Genomic DNA, 16,795 nt, shown 5'->3' on the forward strand with positions numbered 1-16,795 from the left:
CTTCGCGGCCTCATTGCCCGTCCTTATTTCGTGGACACATTCCAGAACACGGGGCCGTTTGGGTTGAGCCCCTTGAGCTTGGGAGAAGCAATGTCATAGGTGTAGGCATCGCCTACTTTCATCACCGGTACCTGCTCATAGATCAACGACTGGATCTTGTCCCATGTCGACTTGCGCGCGGCTGGATCGGTCGTGTTGATCAACTCAGCTCTAAGTGAGCCGATCTCGGGGCTGTCCCACCAGCCGGGATAGCTCGCATTCAAGAACGTGAGCAGCAGCGGGTCGGGCGCGAAGGAATGGTGGGTGACGAAGATGTCCCATTGTTCCGGCTGGCCGCGCATCTTCAGAAGGGTCGCCCAATCGACGACCATCATCTGAACATTGATCCCGGCGTCGGCCAGCTGGCGGGTGAAGACGGAGGCTTCGTCATAGTGTGCCTGGTAGTTCGTCGAGACCAGCAGGCGGATCGGCGTCCCCGTGTAGTCCGCCTCCTTTGCGAGCTCCTTGGCCTTCTTCGGGTCGTGCGCACTGTAATTGGAGACGCCTTCGCTCGAGTACCAGGGTGTGCCGTTTGGAAAGATCGATCCTTCGGCATTCCACAGGTCCTTGGGACCGAAGGCGACGCGCAGTGCCTGCGACTTGTCCAGCGCGGTCTGGATGGCGCGGCGGAGCTTGTAATTGTCCTTCAGGATTCCCTGCTTCGAGTTCATGAAGAACAGGCCGAAGATCGGCGCGTTGGTACGCTGCACCTGAACCGATGGATCTTTGCTCAGGGACTCGTACAGATCACCGGAGATCATTTCCGCATAGTCGTAGTCGCCCGCCTGCACGCCGCTCACGCGCGTTCCGACGTCAGGCACCGGAATGAACCGGATCTTGTCGAAGCTCGCAACGCGGGCGCCGGCGAAGCCGTCACCCTTTTCCTTCACCGGCTTGTAGCCGTCGAACCTCTCCACCTCGACATAGCGGTTCGGCCGCCACTCCACGAACTTGTAAGGCCCGGTGCCGATATAGTCCTTTTGCTCGATCGGCCGGTTCCCCGCTTTGGCGGCTATGTCTTCCGGATAGATCGCAAGACCGCCATTGACGTCCGCAATGAGAGCCTTCCAGGCGCCGTTCGGCGCGGACAATTTCAGGGTGACTTCATACTGTCCGGTGGCCTCAACCGACGTAGCCGCCGCCATCAGGAGCTTGCCGCGGGCACCGAAACTGCCCCATCGCGTCATCGAGGCGGCCACGTCCTTGGCGGTCATCTCCTTGCCGTTGTGGAAGAGGACACCTTCGCGGAGCTTGATGACGATGGTCCGACCGCCGTCTTCCGTGCGATCGCTCTCGGCCAGCATCGGACGCGGCGTATAGGTCGAATCCAGCGCGTACAGGGTCTCGAAGATGTGGCGACCGATGACCGATGCGACGTCGGCTGTCGTCAGCATGACATCGAGCGGCGGCGGTTCTCCGATGGTGGCTTCGCGCAGCAGCGTGGCGGCATTGGCCTGTGCAAGCAAGAATGACGCGGTGGCCAGCCCCACGACGCCACGCATCAAGACACTTGGACCGTATCTCATGATCGCCCTCCCGCCTTGCTGACCGCCTGCTTCCCGGTGCAGGGGACGTGCCTTTCAGCTGTTGGGCTGCTAGCACGCTATTGGTTGTTTGAAAGTTACATACACAATTTGCCAATTATCAAGCGGAAAATGCTATTCTTGATGGGGCATGCCGATATACGTTTGGTCGATGCTGAAGGTTTCTTACGGCAGCTTCCCGCCAAGGGCGAAGGTGGATCTGACCTGGGGAAGGGCAGGCAATGGCGCGTGCAAAGCGAAATCATCCGGCGAGAGCCGTTGGTGCAGCGATCTCGAAGCCGTCGGGCGACGACAATGTCGTGGCCGGCGACATCATCTCCCTTATCAGGCAGAGCGCTCCAAGCCTCAGTCCGTCGGAGCAGCGCGTTGCCACGGTGCTGCTGGCCGATATGGAGTTTGCCGTTCACGCCAGCAATTCCGAGCTGGCCCGCCGGGCGCGCGTCAGCGAGCCGACGGTAACCCGGTTCAGCCGTTCCGTCGGTTGCCGGGGCGTCCGCGACCTCAAGGTGAGGTTGGCCCAAGCAATGGCGGTCGGGCGGATTTACGTTGAGCTTCCCCCTCACGTCGGGACGGATCTGGCGCGCCCCGCGCTCTGGCGGTCGGTGTTTCAGGAAATTCGCCGCGCAATTGCCGCCGCCGAGGAAGGACTTCGCAAGGAGGACATCGAGAGGGCTGCCGAAGCTATCTCCCGCTGTTCGAAGCTTGCGGCGTTCGGGGTGGGGGGTGGTTCCACTCTTGCGGCGGCGGAGGTTCAGAACCGGTTCTTTCGTCTTGGGATCGCCGTCTCGCATGCCTCCGATCCGAGCTTGATGCGCATGATCGCCGCGACTTTCGGGCGGGATGACGTCGTCGTTGCCATCTCGACCACCGGTGCGGCGAACGAAGTGATCGAGGCAGCCACTATCGCCAAGCAATACGGCGCCTTGGTCGTCGCAATCACCAAGCCGCAAAGCAGGCTGGCCTCAATCGCCGATATTGCGCTTGGCGTGCACGTGCCCGAAGCGCCAGACGCACTTAAGCCGACGGCATCGCGCTATGCATTTCTCGCCACCATCGATCTGCTCGCAGCGTCAACCGCCTATTGCAAGCCGCTCGAAGCCCAGGCACGCATGCGGCGGATTAAATACGAGTTGCTGAAAGGGAGCGACGGGGACGCCAAAGGGCCGCTGGGAGACTGAAAAATCTACAGTGGCCCAACGAGGATTTGGTCGGTACATCGCCGCTCGTATGTGGCAACGCCAATCGCGCTCCGAAACCTGAACCGCACATCCTGCCGAAAAAAGTTATCTGGCAGGATGCGATGTTCGGAGCCGGCAACGAGGGCTATCAGCGGCAGACGTAGCTGCCATTGACCAGCACGCGGACACATGCCGTGCCGACAGCGGCTGCACCGACTGCCGCGCCGCCGACGACCGCGCGCCTGGTGGTGCGCCGTGCTACGCCGGCGACTGATACGGGTGTCAAGGGCCGCCCGACTCGTGCTTCAGCCCGGCCGAGCGCGAGCGAAAGGCCTTCCTCCGCCGACCAGTCGATCGAGCCGGACACTCCGAGGGCGACCACGGCAACCGCGAGTGATAGCTTTGTGACCAAACCACGCTTCATGATAGTCTCCGCCTGTGAGAGTGAATTTGGATCGCTCCACGGACTGGCGCTCGGACCATTGATCAAGATCAAGGAACCGTCGAAATCGTGAAGCTGTTAAGCGAAAGCGAAACACCAGAACGATTCAGTCGGGTTCGGGTACATGCGTCACCCTTTTCGCCGCTTTTTTACTTCTGTATGCAGAGCGGCCTCAGTGTCTCGTCGCTGCTGCGCGCTTTCGCGTATTCCATCAGCGCCGTCCGGGCTGCTTCGCAACGCTCTGCGCTTGAAATTCATGTGTCGATATGACGGCGCCATTCGCGACGCCAAGCCAGCTGATGACGACCAGAACATAGGTCATGGTATCCTCCCCTCAGCCGTCACCTCCTGAGCGCAGACTAGCGCGAGAGGCGGCTTAATGAGCGCCGCCCATCGCGCCATCATAAAGCTCTATTGGCACACGTACATGATGCCTTCGCCGCCCTTCACCAACGAGCCTGGGACGCAACCGATGCCGTTCGCGCCGCATAGTCGGTCCAGCCGCTATAGCCGTAGCTCCACGGTCCGCCAAAATAATAGGCTCGCACCGCGTACCAGGGCAGACCGTCATTCGTGTAGTAGTGACCGCGATAATAGGGAGTGACGTATAATCGCGTCGCCGCTTGCGCCTTGTCGACCTGCAGCGAAATTCCGCCTTGGTCGTTCCAGCCGATGGACAACGTCGTGCCGCATACGAGGACGGCGACGGCAGCGGCAATCTTCCTTGCGCTCGCTGAGTTCATGGACCTTCTCCAAAAATGAACTTCAACGTCATAAGACCAACGCAGCACCAGGGCCGTGGCTTGCTTTAGATCAAGGGATTCAACAAATCGCATCTGCTTCGTCTTCGATTTTACCGGGTCAAGTTCGGATCGCGTTAAGGGAATCTGGATGACGACGCTTTGACGTCGAGTGCAGCCCGCCGGGTCGCATCGGAAAGCATGCTGTCACGTGGTGCACCGGCTCTCTCCACACTTGAGCCAAGTATGCCATCGTGCGAACGCTTCTCGCTCGAATGCGTCAGGCCGTCGGTGACAAGCTCCGAGACGGCATGACGCGTTTGGATCTGCTCTTCATCATTTCTGCCGGCGTAGGCTCGTGTTGCGCCGCGACCAATTTGTTGAAGGCGAAGAATAGCCGGGCGGTGATACCGCCTTTCCATCGGTGCTCATCAGGAAGCGCCTCGGCCGCCAGGCGTGACCAGCTTCTTGCCTCGGCCATCCAGACCGTTTGGTTTGCCGGATCCTCGCTTGCAAGCTGCCGGCAAAGTGCTGCACGCGAGCTCAGTTCGAATTGGCTCATCATCGGCCCTCCCTGCCAGAAGCTCGATGTACGCGGTGAGAGTTCTGCCTTGCCTGCTGCATCTCTGCAATTGCCCTCCCGGCCATCGTACCAAAGGGCATGTCACTGACACTGACCAAGCCGTGCGGCACTACGCGGGGCCCTGTTTGGGACAATTCAATTCGTTGATCTGGCTCAAGCGAAGCCGCGTTCGGACGCGGTGAACATTAGCCTTGCTGCAGCGTGCATGCGCTTACCGACGAAGTGCCGCCATGCCTCAGCAAGTGCTTCACCAGGGGCGCGCCGCGGCTGACGCAACGGCGGGTCGATTTAGGCTACCACGTCCATGCAGGTTGCATTGCTGCGCCAATTCTGCCGCCGTGGGCCGTTGCTTGCCAGACGAAGATCTGCGGCGGCAATGGCGCTGACGATGCCCGTCTCACGATATCTGTTCTATGTCGGCGGTACGTTGCTCGCGATGCTCTTCGTTGCGGATGCCCTGGTGCCGGATCGGCCTGCCGTACGCGGTGAAGCTGCGCGCTCCGCCACCATCCGCATCCATTCCGATTGGAAATTGCCGGAGCTGGTCGTTCTCGACACGAGCCGGCCCACGGTTGTCGCAACCGACATCGCCAAGGTCGAGCTTGGTGCCCTGCCGGGCGCCGACTTCCAACAGACGCGCGTTCGCGAGGCCTTTGCTCAGGTCGGACCGCTCGATGCCGAACGACCGCCAGCGCGTTCGTCGGCAAAGGCTGATGCGAAGCCGCAGCGTCAAAACAAAATTGTGAGGAGGCACATCGAAAAAAATATCCGGCTCGTCGCGCGGCCGCCGCAGTACGGCTGGTTTGGTAACCAGGTTTGGTGAGCGTCTCCGATGGTCGCATCTTCGGAGTGGGGCGCCCGCCATGATACTGTCAACGAGCGCACGTCGAGGCATTGCCCAATCAAATGTCCTTGAAGATCGGGAGTAACTGACATGAGTGAAACGTTGAGGTCTGGACGGGTCGATCGTCGCGAGGCTTTTTCGTTGCTCGGATGGGCCGCTGTACTCGGATTGGCGACATCCGGCACGTTCCTGTTCGGAACAGAAGCGCCGGCGCAGACGATCGGCATGGAGCGACGCCAGGAGAGGCGGGGAGCCCGCCACGAGCGGCGTCAGGAACGGCGCACGGGGTCGGACTGAACGCCGTCAGGAAAGGCGGACAGGGCGCACGGAGCGCCGCGAAGAGCGGCGCAACTAGGACGTCACATGATCTTACCGATCTTCATTTGCCGACAGATGTCCGCTAGATTGAGATCCGGAAGCTGGCGGATGCCGCAAACCTGGTACGTCACGTTCGAGGTGCACAAGCGCGGGACCTTGCCGAAGCGGCGAAGTCCCCGGGAAACGCGCACATTCGAGAACGAAGCCGAGGCGCGGACCTTCGCGCGAGAGAAATTCAACGAGGGATTGATCGTGTTCGCAGGCACGCTCAATCCCTTTTTGCCGCGACGGTTGATTCCCTCGAGCGACATTCCGTCCTGGATCGAGCAAGGCCGAGGCGACGAGATTACCGGCCCCGATGCCAAGCGCGACCCGGAGAAATAGGCGGGCCATCACGGTGGTTGATGCGGATGACTGGAGGTGACTCGGAGCAGACGGCTGCCTTTCGGCCAATTCGGATACTGGCGCCAGTCGTTCGACTCCGCGGGCGAGGCAAACCGAAACCTGGTTCGAAATGTCTTGAGTGTTGCCATTTTGGCACGTGGAGTTTGCGGCCTCGCCCGTAGAGTTTCAGCTGGAAGTTGGGGGATGATTGCAATGCAACAAGCCGCCGTTCGAGCAATCAAAAAGCGGCCGGCAAGGAGAGAGCATGATGAAAAGACTTCTGCTGACAACAATTGGCCTGGTGGCGTTGGCCATGGGACCCGCCATGGCTGCCGATATGGCCGTGAAGGCGCCGCCTCCGGCACCGATCGTTCCAATCTACAATTGGACGGGGTTCTATATCGGTGGCAATGGTGGCTGGGCGCAGAACCACAACTGCGTGGATTTCCTTGACGCGGCTGGCGTCGCCGTCGCTTCCGGCTGCCGCGATCGATCCGGTGGCGTCATCGGTGGTCAGCTCGGTTATCGCTGGCAAGCCAGCCAGTGGGTGTTTGGTCTGGAAGCTCAGGGCGATTGGGCGGATCTCAGTAACCAGCGCGTCAGCCTGTTCGATCCGACGCTCTCTACGCGCGCCAAAACGAGCGCCATCGGCCTCTTCACCGGCCAGATCGGCTACGCCTGGAATGCGTCACTGCTCTACGTGAAGGGCGGCGCGGCGGTGACAGACAACCGGCTGAGCGTCCTTGATACTGCGTCCGGCGTCGAACTCGCCGCGCAAAGTGCGACCCGTTGGGGTGGCGTCATTGGTGTTGGATTCGAGTACGGCTTCACCCCGAATTGGTCGGTGGGGCTCGAATACGATCATCTGTTCATGGGGCACCGGAATAATTCGTTCACGGTCGCCGATCCGCGCCTTGCCGCTTTTGTGAACGACCGGATCACCCAGGACGTCGATATGCTCACCGTGCGCTTCAACTACCGCTTCGGCGGGGCCAACCCGGTCGTCGCAAGGTACTGAGCTCTCCAGGGTCTGACGTCTTCAGGGGGCCGGCAGTCATGTCGGCCCTCATTTTTGTGGCCGTACCGCGCAAGCCAGTCAGCGCCTGTCGGCGCGATCGACCGGACCGCCGCGGTTGGTCGGAGTGCCGGGCCGCACCGCTTCCCGTGCGGCAGCGCGCGCGACGAGACGCACTCCCAAGACGACGCCTGGCCTCGCGACGCAATGCGCCGGATAGTCCACGTTTTGGCAGTATATAATGACGTTGGCGCTTTCAGGACTCGCGAGAACCAGCTCGGTCGTCATGAATGCAGCTGCTAGTCCGATGCGCCTCCTCTGTTCGAAACCGCAAGTCGATGTCAGCGCTCCTGCCTGCGTGCTGATCCAGATCAATGGAGGTATTATCGCGCTCGCGCTGCCATTGCGCCACGGCGACAACAAGAGCGCGTGTGCTCGAGAGAATCCGAGGCAAATCTACCAGCCGGAATAGTAGCTCCGCCTCGCGTAGTAGCCGCCATAACCGCCATGGCTTCCGTAGGCGCTGTAGGCACTGGGCGGACAATAATCATAGCCGTATCCTCCGCCGTAAGAGGAGTATCCGCCGCCGTAGTGGGGATATGCACCATAGTAGCCGGAGCTTGCGATCGCGCCACCGACGACCGCCCCCGCGACCACTGCGCCGGCGCCCCAGCCACGGTAGCCTCTAGATCCGTAACCTCTGTAGCCATATCCGACGCCGCGATACCCCAAGCCACGATAGCCCAATCCCGCTCCGCGGTAACCTCCGCCCCGTCCGCCGCGATAACCCCAGCCTCCGTAGCGCACTTTCATCACGTCGTTATCAAGCGTGGCTCTCATCGCGCCAACATTGGTGGGCAAAGGCGCTGCTTCGCTTTCGGGTACGGAAATCATGGCGCTCGCGACAGTAAGAAATGCTGCCAATGCCCCTTTGATGAACCTCATAATGTCCTCCACCGCGTTGAAATCTCGACTGACCGGCGAGGGAGGGATTCCGTCGCGCCGGCGGCATGACCGTGCATATGAAATGTTGCGATCGTTACAGTGTTTGAGGCCAAGCGTGAGCTGAACCCGCCCGGACTTCAGCTGTAGGAGAGCCGCGACGCTTGATCTGGATCAAGCCAGCTGAGCGAGAGCAGGGGCTAGTTCGCCTCAGCATGCGCGGCATGAGAAGGCGAGTCCGTGAAAACACTCCGCCAGATATTCTCCGGAGACGAGATCATCCAGCTTCTCATCCGGCTGGGGTTGCTGGGGCTGTTGCTCATCTGGGCGCTCCTCCTGGTCCGCCCATTCGTGCCCATATTGGCCTGGAGTGTCGTGCTTGCCGCTGCCCTTAATCCGGTGTTTCGGCGCCTCAGTGACATTCTCGGTGGCCGACCGAAGCTTGCAGCAACGATCCTTACTCTCGTCAATCTTGCTGTTGTGATCGGACCCGCGACCTGGCTGGGCATGGGCGCGGTCGACGGGATCACCGATCTTGCCGCCCAAATGACGGCTGGCGAACTGCACGTGCCTTCGCCGCCGCAGTCTCTCAAGGATTGGCCCGTCATCGGCCCTCAGCTCTTCGATCTCTGGGACCAAGCGACGACCAATCTCCGATCGCTCTTGCGCGCTGTGGTGCCCTACCTGAAGCCATTCGCGGGGACCCTGCTCGGATTTGCAGGCAATGCCGGGGTAGGTACGGTCAAGTTTCTGCTGTCGGTGGCGGTGGCCGGGGTGCTGTTTCCGTATGGACCTCAGCTCGTGGGGGCGGGGCGCAGCTTTCTGTCGCGCGTCGTGCCCGACCAGAGCGAGCACTTTCTCGACCTGGCAGGTGCCACGATCCGTGCTGTGGCCCAAGGCGTGATCGGCGTCGCCATCATCCAGGCATTGCTGGCGGGCATCGGATTCAAGGTGGCCGGCATCGCCAGCGCGGGGCTGCTGGCATTTGCGGTGTTGTTGTTGTCGATCGTGCAAATAGGCGGCGCTATTGTCATCCTGCCGGTCATCATCTGGATCTGGACCGACAAGGAATTTCCGGTCGCGCTCCTGCTGACGGTGTTTTTCGTGATCGTTTCGGTTCTCGACAACATCCTGAAACCACTTGTCATGGGCCGCGGCCTGACCACGCCAGCGCTCGTGATCCTGATCGGGGTGATCGGAGGAACCCTCTTCCATGGGATCATCGGCCTCTTCATCGGACCTATCATCCTATCTGTGGTCTGGGAGCTGACGGTGGCCTGGATTCGTACCGAACGTGCCGTGCCGGCGAAACTGGCGATCGAGCTTTGACCCATATCAATTCGACCGAGCCTTTCAGGCAAAGCGATACAACCACGAGGTCGGAACGTGGTGGTGGAAATGTCTGGCCCGCCTGGTCCGGCTGCTGTGGCCGCCGGTGCTGATGCAAGGCTTCGACATGCTCCGACGAGTGCGACGTGAGTGCCATGGATACCATCCTTGTCATCGATGCCGGCTCTTCCCGCCTCAGGTTCCGGATCTATTCGATCGAAGGAGAAGGAAGCCTGCGGCAACAGATCAAGGGACGGATCGACGGGATTGGGCGTTGCCCGCGACTGCAGGCGAGCAGCGCCGGCGGCGATCCGCTTGCCAATCGCGCCTATCCGATCGACGCAGTGCCGGATATTCTGGCCGCACTGAACATTGCAGGCGCCTGGTTGCGGGATGAGCTTCATATCAGCCCCATTGCTATCGGGCACCGCGTCGTTCACGGCGGTGCAGAGCATGACCGGCCGGTCCTGATTGATCATGGGATCCTGGCGCGCCTGGAAGGAATGACCGCGTTGGCGCCGCTTCATCTGCCGCATAATCTGGCGCCCATACGATCGATCCTGACTAACTTCCCAACGCTGCCGCAGGTCGCCTGCTTCGAGACCGCATTTCATCGAGCCCATGCTGCGGTGGCCGATCACTACGCGATCCCTCGTGGGCTTCATGCCGAGGGCGTACGGCGCTACGGATTTCATGGCCTCTCCTACGAATACATCGCGAAGACCTTGCTGAGGGTTGCGCCGGAAATCGCGATGGGACGCGTGATCGTCGCGCATCTCGGGAGCGGCGCATCAATGTGCGCGCTTCACGAAGGACTGAGCGTCGAGAGCACCATGGGCTTCACCGCGATCGACGGACTGCCGATGGAAGCGCGACCAGGGCAGATCGACGCGGGAGTTGTGCTCTATCTCATCTCGGAAAAGGGAATGGCGGCGTCCAGGGTGCAGGAGTTTCTCCACGGGGATTGCGGGCTGAACGGCCTCTCGGGTCTCAGCGGCGATGTCCGTCAGCTCGAGGCAAGTGAAGATGTCAACGCGAAATTTGCGATCGACTATTTCGTTCACTGGATCGGGCTTAACGCCGGTATGCTCTCAGCTGCGTTGCAGGGGCTCGATGCGTTCGTCTTCACCGCCGGGATCGGCGAAAGCTCCGCGTCGATCCGTTTGCGCGTGGCGGAGCGGCTCGCATGGCTCGGTGTCGAGCTTGATGTGGCGCGGAACGCGCGGCAATCGCAGCTGATATCGTCGTCCGCCAGCCGCATTCCGGTTTACGTCGTGCCATCCGACGTGGATCTCATGATCGCGAGACACACGTTGACGCTGCTGATGAACAGCGGCTCGACAGCACCAAAGGGGGCATAGTGATCGGTTCTCCTTGATCTGTGTCGCAGTCAAGCCTTGAGGGTTTCGTGGTCGGCGCTTGCCGGATCATCGGACGACTTCTTCGATGTCCGCACTAGGAGTGCGCAATGGCGGTCCAATTCCTGCTCGGTACCTTGATCAGCGTGATCAACATCATGATTCACGCGTTGGTGACCGTTGCGGCCATCGACATCGCCCGTACTGCCGGATTGAAGCACACGGGGCGGCCCCGGTCCCACCTGATGGCGGTGATGGTCACCGCCGCTGTCATTCTGATGGTCGCGCACACTGTCGAGGTTCTCATTTGGGCGCTCGCCTATGCGACAGTCGGCGCGGCGCCTCCGGGAAGCGATCTGCTATATTTCACCTTCGTGAACTACACCACGCTCGGCTATGGGGACATCACGCCCGTGGCGGGCTGGCGGCTGACGGGACCCATGACAGCGATGAACGGCATCCTGATGTTTGGTTGGTCAACCGCAGTTCTTTTCGAGGTGCTGCGCAAGACGGTTGAGCATCTTGCGGCGATCGCGGCGCCCCAGTCTAGTTCTGGAGATCGAGGCTAGCGAGCTTCAGCCTGTCCAGCAGCACGATCTGGCGCTGAGTGTTTCCGATGAAGCCGAGGATACCGAGCTCATGCAACCGCGATAGTGCGCGGGAGACGGTTTCCAGCGTTAATCCGAGATAGTCGGCGATATCACGCCGCGACATCGGCAGCGCCATGATCCCGGCCGCCGTCAGCCGCTTGTCCATCTCGATCAGGAAGGCTGCGACCCGCTCCAGCGACGTCTTGCGGCCGAGCAGCAGCATATGGTCTTCCGCATGCTGAAGGTTGGTGGTGGTCATGCTCAGCAGGTTACGAGCCACCACGGCGTCGTCCTGCGCAACCAGCTCGAGACTTTGGCGCCTCACGAGGCGAACCGTGGTGTCGACGATCGCTTCCGTCGTGAACCTGTGCGCGCTGCCGTTTTCCAGCCCGAAGATGTCGCCCGCAAGATGAAATGCGCCGATTTGGCGTCGGCCGTCCGACAGGAGCTTGTAGCTTCGCACAGCACCCTTCTTCACCTGATAGACGTACTCCGCGGCCTCCTTTTCGCCGTAGACTTCCGAGCCCTTCTTATAGGTAAATTCGTTTAAACTGATGATTGGATTTGACTCGGTGTTTAGCCCGAGCTCCCGGAGCGAATGAAGCGGCGAAGAGGCGTCGGCAGCGGTGCGAACGAACATGGCCAACTCCCGAACTGATGGTGGCGCGATATTTCCATGGCCGGGAGTAAGGAGCCGCCGAAAATCCGCTTCCCGCGAGGGTTGTTTAGGTCATAAGTGGGGTTTTCAACCATTGTCTGTAGGTGCATTGTACCAAGGTACAGGTAGGGTTCGATGCGCTGGATTGAGAATCCGTCAGAGTGTCTGTCAGATGGTGCGGCAATATGCCGAAAACGGACGCTCCGTTCGCGGTTGTGGCATCCCAATCGGGCTGCTTTGCTCAGGCATTAACGGCACGTCTGGTTTCTGCATTTGAAGTACCCGTCGAGGGAGAAAAACTTGCCCGGCTTCGTTTATGTCGTGGACGACGACGCATCCTTCCGGATGGCGATCCAGCGTCGACTCAAACTGGCCGGGTATGAAGTTGTGACCTACGCGTCCGCGCAGCAGCTACTGGATGATCCTCCAGGGTCCAGCCATCCGGGATGTATCTTGCTTGATGTGCAGCTTCCGGGCCTGAGCGGGCCGGAGTTGCAAACCTCGCTCCTCCAATGCCAGTCGCCGCTGCCCATCGTTTTCCTGACCGGACATGCCGATACCGCGACGACGGTCCGTGCGATCAAGGCCGGCGCGGAGGATTTTCTGACCAAGCCGGTATCGTCAGAACAGTTGATCGATGCGATTGAGCGCGCGATGGCTCAACAGGAGGCGGTGCGCAGCCAACAGAGCAAGCTCGATTCGCTGCGTTCTCGCTTGACGTCTTTGTCGCGGCGTGAACGACAGGTGTTCGACCTGATCGTACGCGGTAAAATCAACAAGCAGATCGCCTATGAGCTTGGAACGACCGAACGTACGGTGAAAGCGCACCGCCACCAAGTGATGACAAAGATGCAGGTACTGTCGTTTGCCGAACTGGTGTCCGCTGCCGAGCGGCTCGGTCTTCTGGATTCGGAAAAGGCGTAGTGCAGGCCTATTTTCGTGCGCTTCGTCAGGTCTGCGGTGAGACCTGTACGATGGGCCAATATGAAATGTTATTGACATAGTTCGGCCTGGACCGCCTACATACCGGCGTCGTTAGCCGTCGGATTAGCGCAGGAACCATTGCCGCGTGGCGTCGTTGCGACGCAAGTGCCGGGTTTCCAATCAGAAAGACGGGTCCATTGTTTGCACGTAAGTCGATTTACGTCGTGGATGATGATTCATCGATGCGCCGAAGCTTGGAGCGGCTGCTTCGGAAGCACGGCTTTGATGCGGTTGCTTTTGATTCCGCCGACGCGCTGCTTCGTTATGGCTGCATCGACGAGGCGTGCTGCATCGTTCTGGATATCAATCTGAACGGAGAGTCGGGCATCTCACTCCGCCGCAGGCTCGCTAGCGAGGGTGCCACGACCCCCATCATCTACATTACCGGCAACGACTGCCAGGCGAATCAAGTGGCCGCGATTCAGTCCGGGTGCGCCGCCTATCTGGCCAAGCCCTTCGCGGCAAGCGCACTCATCGACTCCATTGAACGCGCCTGCGCCGGGCATAACTGATCTCGCCGTTGCTCACTCCTCGATATCCTGCTCCAGCGTCTGAGCGGGCGCGCCATTGTGAGCTGAGGCGAATTGTGCCAGCGGCAACGATGTCGTCAGAGACAGAAGATTGGAATCGGTGACCTCGAGCACCAGCGCCTTGCCGGCTTCCATGTCCTTGACGAACTTGGGATCGGCGGCGTCGGCGGCGATACAGGCATTGCTCAGGCACCAGGTGTAGGGCAACGACTGGGAATGTCCCTGATCGACGGTCAGCTTGGCAGGCCGTTGCAGATACATCCCGACGGGGACAAACACTTGTAGCCGGGCAATGGGGTCGGCGTCACGCTCGATCAGGTCCACGCGCACCGCCATCTGGCCGGTTGCAAACTTGCCGGTGATCGAGGTCCGGCACAGCATCGGCGCACCGCCGGGCTTGACGCAAAGCTTCCGCCAGTCGCCATAGGTGATGTCTCTGGCTTCGCGCTGTCCGCGAGGCGCGAGTTCGGTGGGTTTTGCCTCGCGCGCATGCTGTTGCGCTGCAGCATTCTGGGACGAAGCGGGTGCGGCAATAGCCGTTGCGAACAAAAGCAACAGATGGGCTCGCGTAGGCTTACGTCGCGGCTTGAGAGCAGGGTTGATCATATTGCGCCTCCAGGCGTCGGCGTCTGCGGCTACTTTTGCGCATTGAGGAATTTTTCGACCAGTGGTGACCACGTCGCGATCGTGTCGGGCGAGCCGATGAAGAAATGCCCTTCGTTGCCAAAGGGCGGCATCAGATGATATTCGGCCCTGCCGCCGGCAGCGGTAAAGGCGTCATGCATGCGCTTCGACAAGGCCGGACCGAAAAACGTGTCGTTCTCGATATAGAACCACAGCATTGGCACCCGCGAGGTTCGGCCGAAATCGGCAGTTGCTTCGACCAGCTTGTCCGGTGCGCAATTGTTGTTGGGTTTGCCGTCGACGCGCCCGCCGCGTCCTGCGGCGAATGTGATGATTGCCTTCACCTGCGGTGGGTTTGCGCTCGAGAGCGCAATGGACGCCCAGCCGCCCGCGGACTGTCCGACGACGACCACGTCCATCGGCAGAACGCGTTTCTCGGCCACCATGTAGTCGATGATCCAGAGATCGACCTGCGCCACCGCACGCCCGGCGTCGTGGAAGTTCGGATTGGTGCAGTTTCCGACCTTGGAGAAGAACGGTCCATAGAGACCGTGCTCGGGAATATCGATCGCGGCTGCGCCGTAGCCGGTGCCGACTGGTGCCACCACGAGGTAGCCGCGCTTGGCAAACCACTTGGCGGCGTCGCGGAACTCCACCAGCGGGAAGAAGCTGCGATCGACGGCCTTGAGCGACACGCCGTGGTTCATGATCGCCAGCGGGAAGGGGCCGTCGCCGACGGGCCGCACGACATAGGCGAACATCGGCAGCGGTAGCGGCAGGGCCCACATCTCTTCCTGGATCCGGACATTGTCGTCGGCGCGTACAGGGGCAAGAAAGCAGGCCGAAATGCTCAATGCCGCCGCCAGGTAGGTCACTGTTGACCGCAAATTCACGCGCGCCTCCTTCAACCGGCGAAAGTGCTGGCCACGATGATCGGTCCAAGCACGGTCAGCACAACATTGCCGACAGCGTAAGGCACGGCGACCCCGAGCACGGGCGTCTGGCTTTCTGCAACTTCGCAGGCGCCGGTAACGGCGGCGTCGACGGTCATGGCGCCGGCCAGCGCGCCGCAGATGATGACCGGGTTCATGCGGAGCACGCGATGGGCAAACAGGGTCGTCACGATCAGCGGCACCAGCGTGACCACCAGGCCCATGCCGACCAGCAGCATGCCTTGCGACTGGATCGCGACCCAGGCTGCGTGGCCGTTGCCGAGCCCGATCGCCGCGATGAAGCCGCCAAGGCCGAGATCGCTCAGCGTCTGCTGCGCTGCGGGCGGCATTGCGCCCATTGTCGGCCGCCGCGAGCGTAGCCAGCCGCAGAAGAGCCCCGCAATCAGGGCGCCGCCGCCACCTCCCAACGTCAGGGGCACCGACCCGATCTTTACGCTTGCGAGACCGGCGAGCAGACCCACGGCGATGCCTGCGGCAAGGAATGCAATGTCGGTGCGATCTTCGGAGCGCAGAATCTGTCCTACATGCGAGGCGGCGCGCTCGATGTTGCGGGTGCTGCCGACCAGCGTCATGACGTCACCGACATAGACGCGGGTGTCCGCGCTCAAGGGGACTTCACGTCCCATTCGCGTCAAGGTTCGGAGGAACACGCCTCGTGCGGCATCGCCGACACGATCGGCCACGTCCTTGACGGAGCGGCCATGGAGCTTGCGATTGTCGACAAGGACGTCGATCACGTTGCCCGGAAGCGCCTTCAGGATCTCATCGGCGTCGATTTCTGTGCCAACAATCGGTTTCGCGGCGACAATGGCGGCGGTGCGTCCCGCAATGACGATGTCGTCGCTCACTTGAAGGACGGTGTCGCGATGCGGCTCGACATCGGCGCCCTGGCGCACGATCCGCTCGATCACGCTGCGGCTGCCGATCTCGTCTTCGACGGCGCCGACGGTCCGTCCCGCCGCTGCCGACACCCGGTACGCGCGCGCCTGGAATTTTCGATAATGCAGATTCTCATTTTGTTGCGGGTTGCCACCCGAAAGCTCCGCCTCGAGCTTTGCAGCTTCCGCTTTCAGATCGATCCCCATCAATTTCGGCGCGACAAACGGCACGTACAGGAGCGTGAGGATATAGCCGAGCACGTAGGTGACGGCGTAGCCGGCGGCGATATTGGCGTCCTGCTGCTGCAGCACCTCTTTGGCCAGTCCAAGCTGGGCTAGCGCCCCAGATGCGGTGCCGATGACCGACGACTGTGTCAGAGCTCCCGCTGCAAGACCGGAGGCGGTGCCGGGACCGAGCGCGAACACATGGGCAAATACGAGAACGATGATGAGGCCGGTACCACCAAGCACGAGCGCGAGCGCGACCTGAGCCAGGGTCCGGATGCTCAGCGAGGCAAAGAACTCGGGTCCGGACCGGTAGCCGATCGTGAACACGAACAGGCTGAAGAGAATGACCCTGAGGAGGGAAGGAAACGTGAAGGTGCCGAGCTGCCCGATCAGGACGGCAACGATGAGCGTGCACGCCGTGGTGCCGATCGAAAAGCCGCGGATCCGGACGCGGCCAAGAATGGTCCCGAGCGCGACTGACAGCAGCAGGAAGATTTCCGGAGCGGCGGAGATGATCCATCTGACCGTGCTCATGGTGCAGGCCCTCCAGCCATTTGCGCCAATCTGGTTGGTGATACCCGGCGATGCTTGATCCAGATCAACCCTCGCGATCGGCCAGACGCTCCCTATTCAA

General features: G+C 61.1%; 19 protein-coding genes. 9 read left to right on the top strand and 10 right to left on the bottom strand.

Annotation, left to right across the window (positions count from 1 at the left end; translation table 11 throughout):
- Positions 1-23: 23 nt before the first annotated feature.
- Positions 24-1,565 carry an ABC transporter substrate-binding protein gene (locus IVB41_RS17910; protein WP_247433431.1) on the bottom strand — a complete coding sequence of 514 codons (1,542 nt, stop codon included), beginning with the start codon at positions 1,563-1,565 and terminating at the stop codon, positions 24-26.
- Positions 1,566-1,804: 239 nt separating this feature from the next.
- Between IVB41_RS17910 and IVB41_RS17915 the strand changes: the two genes are divergently transcribed.
- Entirely contained in the window at positions 1,805-2,761 is a 957-nt protein-coding gene (locus tag IVB41_RS17915; RefSeq protein ID WP_247433434.1) for a MurR/RpiR family transcriptional regulator, read from the top strand.
- 148 nt (positions 2,762-2,909) lie between these two features.
- On the opposite strand, the gene IVB41_RS17920 is transcribed toward IVB41_RS17915, so the two are convergent.
- From IVB41_RS17920 to IVB41_RS17930, 3 genes are all read right to left on the bottom strand, one after another.
- Positions 2,910-3,185: a hypothetical protein gene (locus IVB41_RS17920; RefSeq protein ID WP_247433437.1), complete on the bottom strand. Its 276-nt coding sequence runs from the start codon at positions 3,183-3,185 to the stop codon at positions 2,910-2,912.
- 464 nt (positions 3,186-3,649) lie between these two features.
- The gene (locus tag IVB41_RS17925; RefSeq protein ID WP_247433441.1) at positions 3,650-3,946 is read right to left on the bottom strand and encodes a hypothetical protein; all 297 of its coding nucleotides are present in this window, start codon (positions 3,944-3,946) and stop codon (positions 3,650-3,652) included.
- A 277-nt stretch (positions 3,947-4,223) separates the two neighbouring features.
- A complete protein-coding gene (locus tag IVB41_RS17930) occupies positions 4,224-4,508 on the bottom strand; it encodes a hypothetical protein (RefSeq protein ID WP_247433444.1) in 285 nt (94 codons plus the stop codon).
- Between the two features lie 322 nt (positions 4,509-4,830).
- Between IVB41_RS17930 and IVB41_RS17935 the strand changes: the two genes are divergently transcribed.
- The 3 genes from IVB41_RS17935 to IVB41_RS17945 all read left to right on the top strand — a co-directional run bounded on the left by IVB41_RS17935 (position 4,831) and on the right by IVB41_RS17945 (position 7,090).
- Positions 4,831-5,349, top strand: coding sequence for a hypothetical protein (locus IVB41_RS17935; protein WP_247433447.1), 519 nt, complete (start codon positions 4,831-4,833; stop codon positions 5,347-5,349).
- Between the two features lie 447 nt (positions 5,350-5,796).
- Positions 5,797-6,072, top strand: coding sequence for a hypothetical protein (locus tag IVB41_RS17940; RefSeq protein ID WP_247433450.1), 276 nt, complete (start codon positions 5,797-5,799; stop codon positions 6,070-6,072).
- Positions 6,073-6,337: 265 nt separating this feature from the next.
- Complete coding sequence (locus IVB41_RS17945) at positions 6,338-7,090, top strand: outer membrane protein (RefSeq protein ID WP_247407974.1); 753 nt, start codon at positions 6,338-6,340, stop codon at positions 7,088-7,090.
- Between the two features lie 78 nt (positions 7,091-7,168).
- Here IVB41_RS17945 and IVB41_RS17950 read toward each other — a convergent pair whose 3' ends face one another.
- Positions 7,169-7,375, bottom strand: coding sequence for a hypothetical protein (locus IVB41_RS17950; protein WP_247433453.1), 207 nt, complete (start codon positions 7,373-7,375; stop codon positions 7,169-7,171).
- A 168-nt stretch (positions 7,376-7,543) separates the two neighbouring features.
- Positions 7,544-7,900, bottom strand: a complete 357-nt coding sequence (locus IVB41_RS17955) for a hypothetical protein (RefSeq protein ID WP_247433456.1) — start codon at positions 7,898-7,900, stop codon at positions 7,544-7,546.
- 369 nt (positions 7,901-8,269) lie between these two features.
- On the opposite strand from IVB41_RS17955, the gene IVB41_RS17960 reads away from it, so the two are divergent.
- The 3 genes from IVB41_RS17960 (at position 8,270) to IVB41_RS17970 (ending at position 11,285) form a co-directional block, all read left to right on the top strand.
- Positions 8,270-9,358 carry an AI-2E family transporter gene (locus tag IVB41_RS17960; RefSeq protein ID WP_247433458.1) on the top strand — a complete coding sequence of 363 codons (1,089 nt, stop codon included), beginning with the start codon at positions 8,270-8,272 and terminating at the stop codon, positions 9,356-9,358.
- A gap of 155 nt (positions 9,359-9,513) precedes the next feature.
- Positions 9,514-10,719 (top strand): acetate/propionate family kinase, encoded by a 1,206-nt coding sequence (locus IVB41_RS17965; protein WP_247433461.1) that lies wholly within the window; start codon positions 9,514-9,516, stop codon positions 10,717-10,719.
- A 107-nt stretch (positions 10,720-10,826) separates the two neighbouring features.
- The gene (locus IVB41_RS17970; protein ID WP_247433464.1) at positions 10,827-11,285 is read left to right on the top strand and encodes a potassium channel family protein; all 459 of its coding nucleotides are present in this window, start codon (positions 10,827-10,829) and stop codon (positions 11,283-11,285) included.
- On the opposite strand, the gene IVB41_RS17975 is transcribed toward IVB41_RS17970, so the two are convergent.
- Positions 11,263-11,946, bottom strand: coding sequence for a helix-turn-helix domain-containing protein (locus IVB41_RS17975; protein WP_027569337.1), 684 nt, complete (start codon positions 11,944-11,946; stop codon positions 11,263-11,265). The two genes, IVB41_RS17970 and IVB41_RS17975, sit on opposite strands and share 23 nt — an antisense overlap.
- 318 nt (positions 11,947-12,264) lie before the next feature.
- Here IVB41_RS17975 and IVB41_RS17980 point away from each other — a divergent pair, with 318 nt between their 5' ends.
- Both IVB41_RS17980 and IVB41_RS17985 read left to right on the top strand, forming a co-directional pair.
- Positions 12,265-12,888, top strand: coding sequence for a response regulator transcription factor (locus IVB41_RS17980; protein WP_027569338.1), 624 nt, complete (start codon positions 12,265-12,267; stop codon positions 12,886-12,888).
- 197 nt (positions 12,889-13,085) lie between these two features.
- Positions 13,086-13,460 carry a response regulator transcription factor gene (locus tag IVB41_RS17985; protein WP_027569339.1) on the top strand — a complete coding sequence of 125 codons (375 nt, stop codon included), beginning with the start codon at positions 13,086-13,088 and terminating at the stop codon, positions 13,458-13,460.
- Between the two features lie 12 nt (positions 13,461-13,472).
- On the opposite strand, the gene IVB41_RS17990 is transcribed toward IVB41_RS17985, so the two are convergent.
- The 3 genes from IVB41_RS17990 to IVB41_RS18000 are packed head-to-tail and all read right to left on the bottom strand — an operon-like array spanning position 13,473 to position 16,695.
- Positions 13,473-14,084 carry an invasion associated locus B family protein gene (locus IVB41_RS17990; RefSeq protein WP_247433468.1) on the bottom strand — a complete coding sequence of 204 codons (612 nt, stop codon included), beginning with the start codon at positions 14,082-14,084 and terminating at the stop codon, positions 13,473-13,475.
- Positions 14,085-14,113: 29 nt separating this feature from the next.
- Positions 14,114-14,989, bottom strand: a complete 876-nt coding sequence (locus IVB41_RS17995) for a S9 family peptidase (RefSeq protein WP_247282425.1) — start codon at positions 14,987-14,989, stop codon at positions 14,114-14,116.
- 17 nt (positions 14,990-15,006) lie between these two features.
- The gene (locus IVB41_RS18000) at positions 15,007-16,695 is read right to left on the bottom strand and encodes a transporter (RefSeq protein WP_027569342.1); all 1,689 of its coding nucleotides are present in this window, start codon (positions 16,693-16,695) and stop codon (positions 15,007-15,009) included.
- Positions 16,696-16,795: the final 100 nt, after the last annotated feature.

This window comes from Bradyrhizobium sp. 44 (assembly GCF_023073095.1).
In the GTDB taxonomy this organism is placed as follows: domain Bacteria; phylum Pseudomonadota; class Alphaproteobacteria; order Rhizobiales; family Xanthobacteraceae; genus Bradyrhizobium.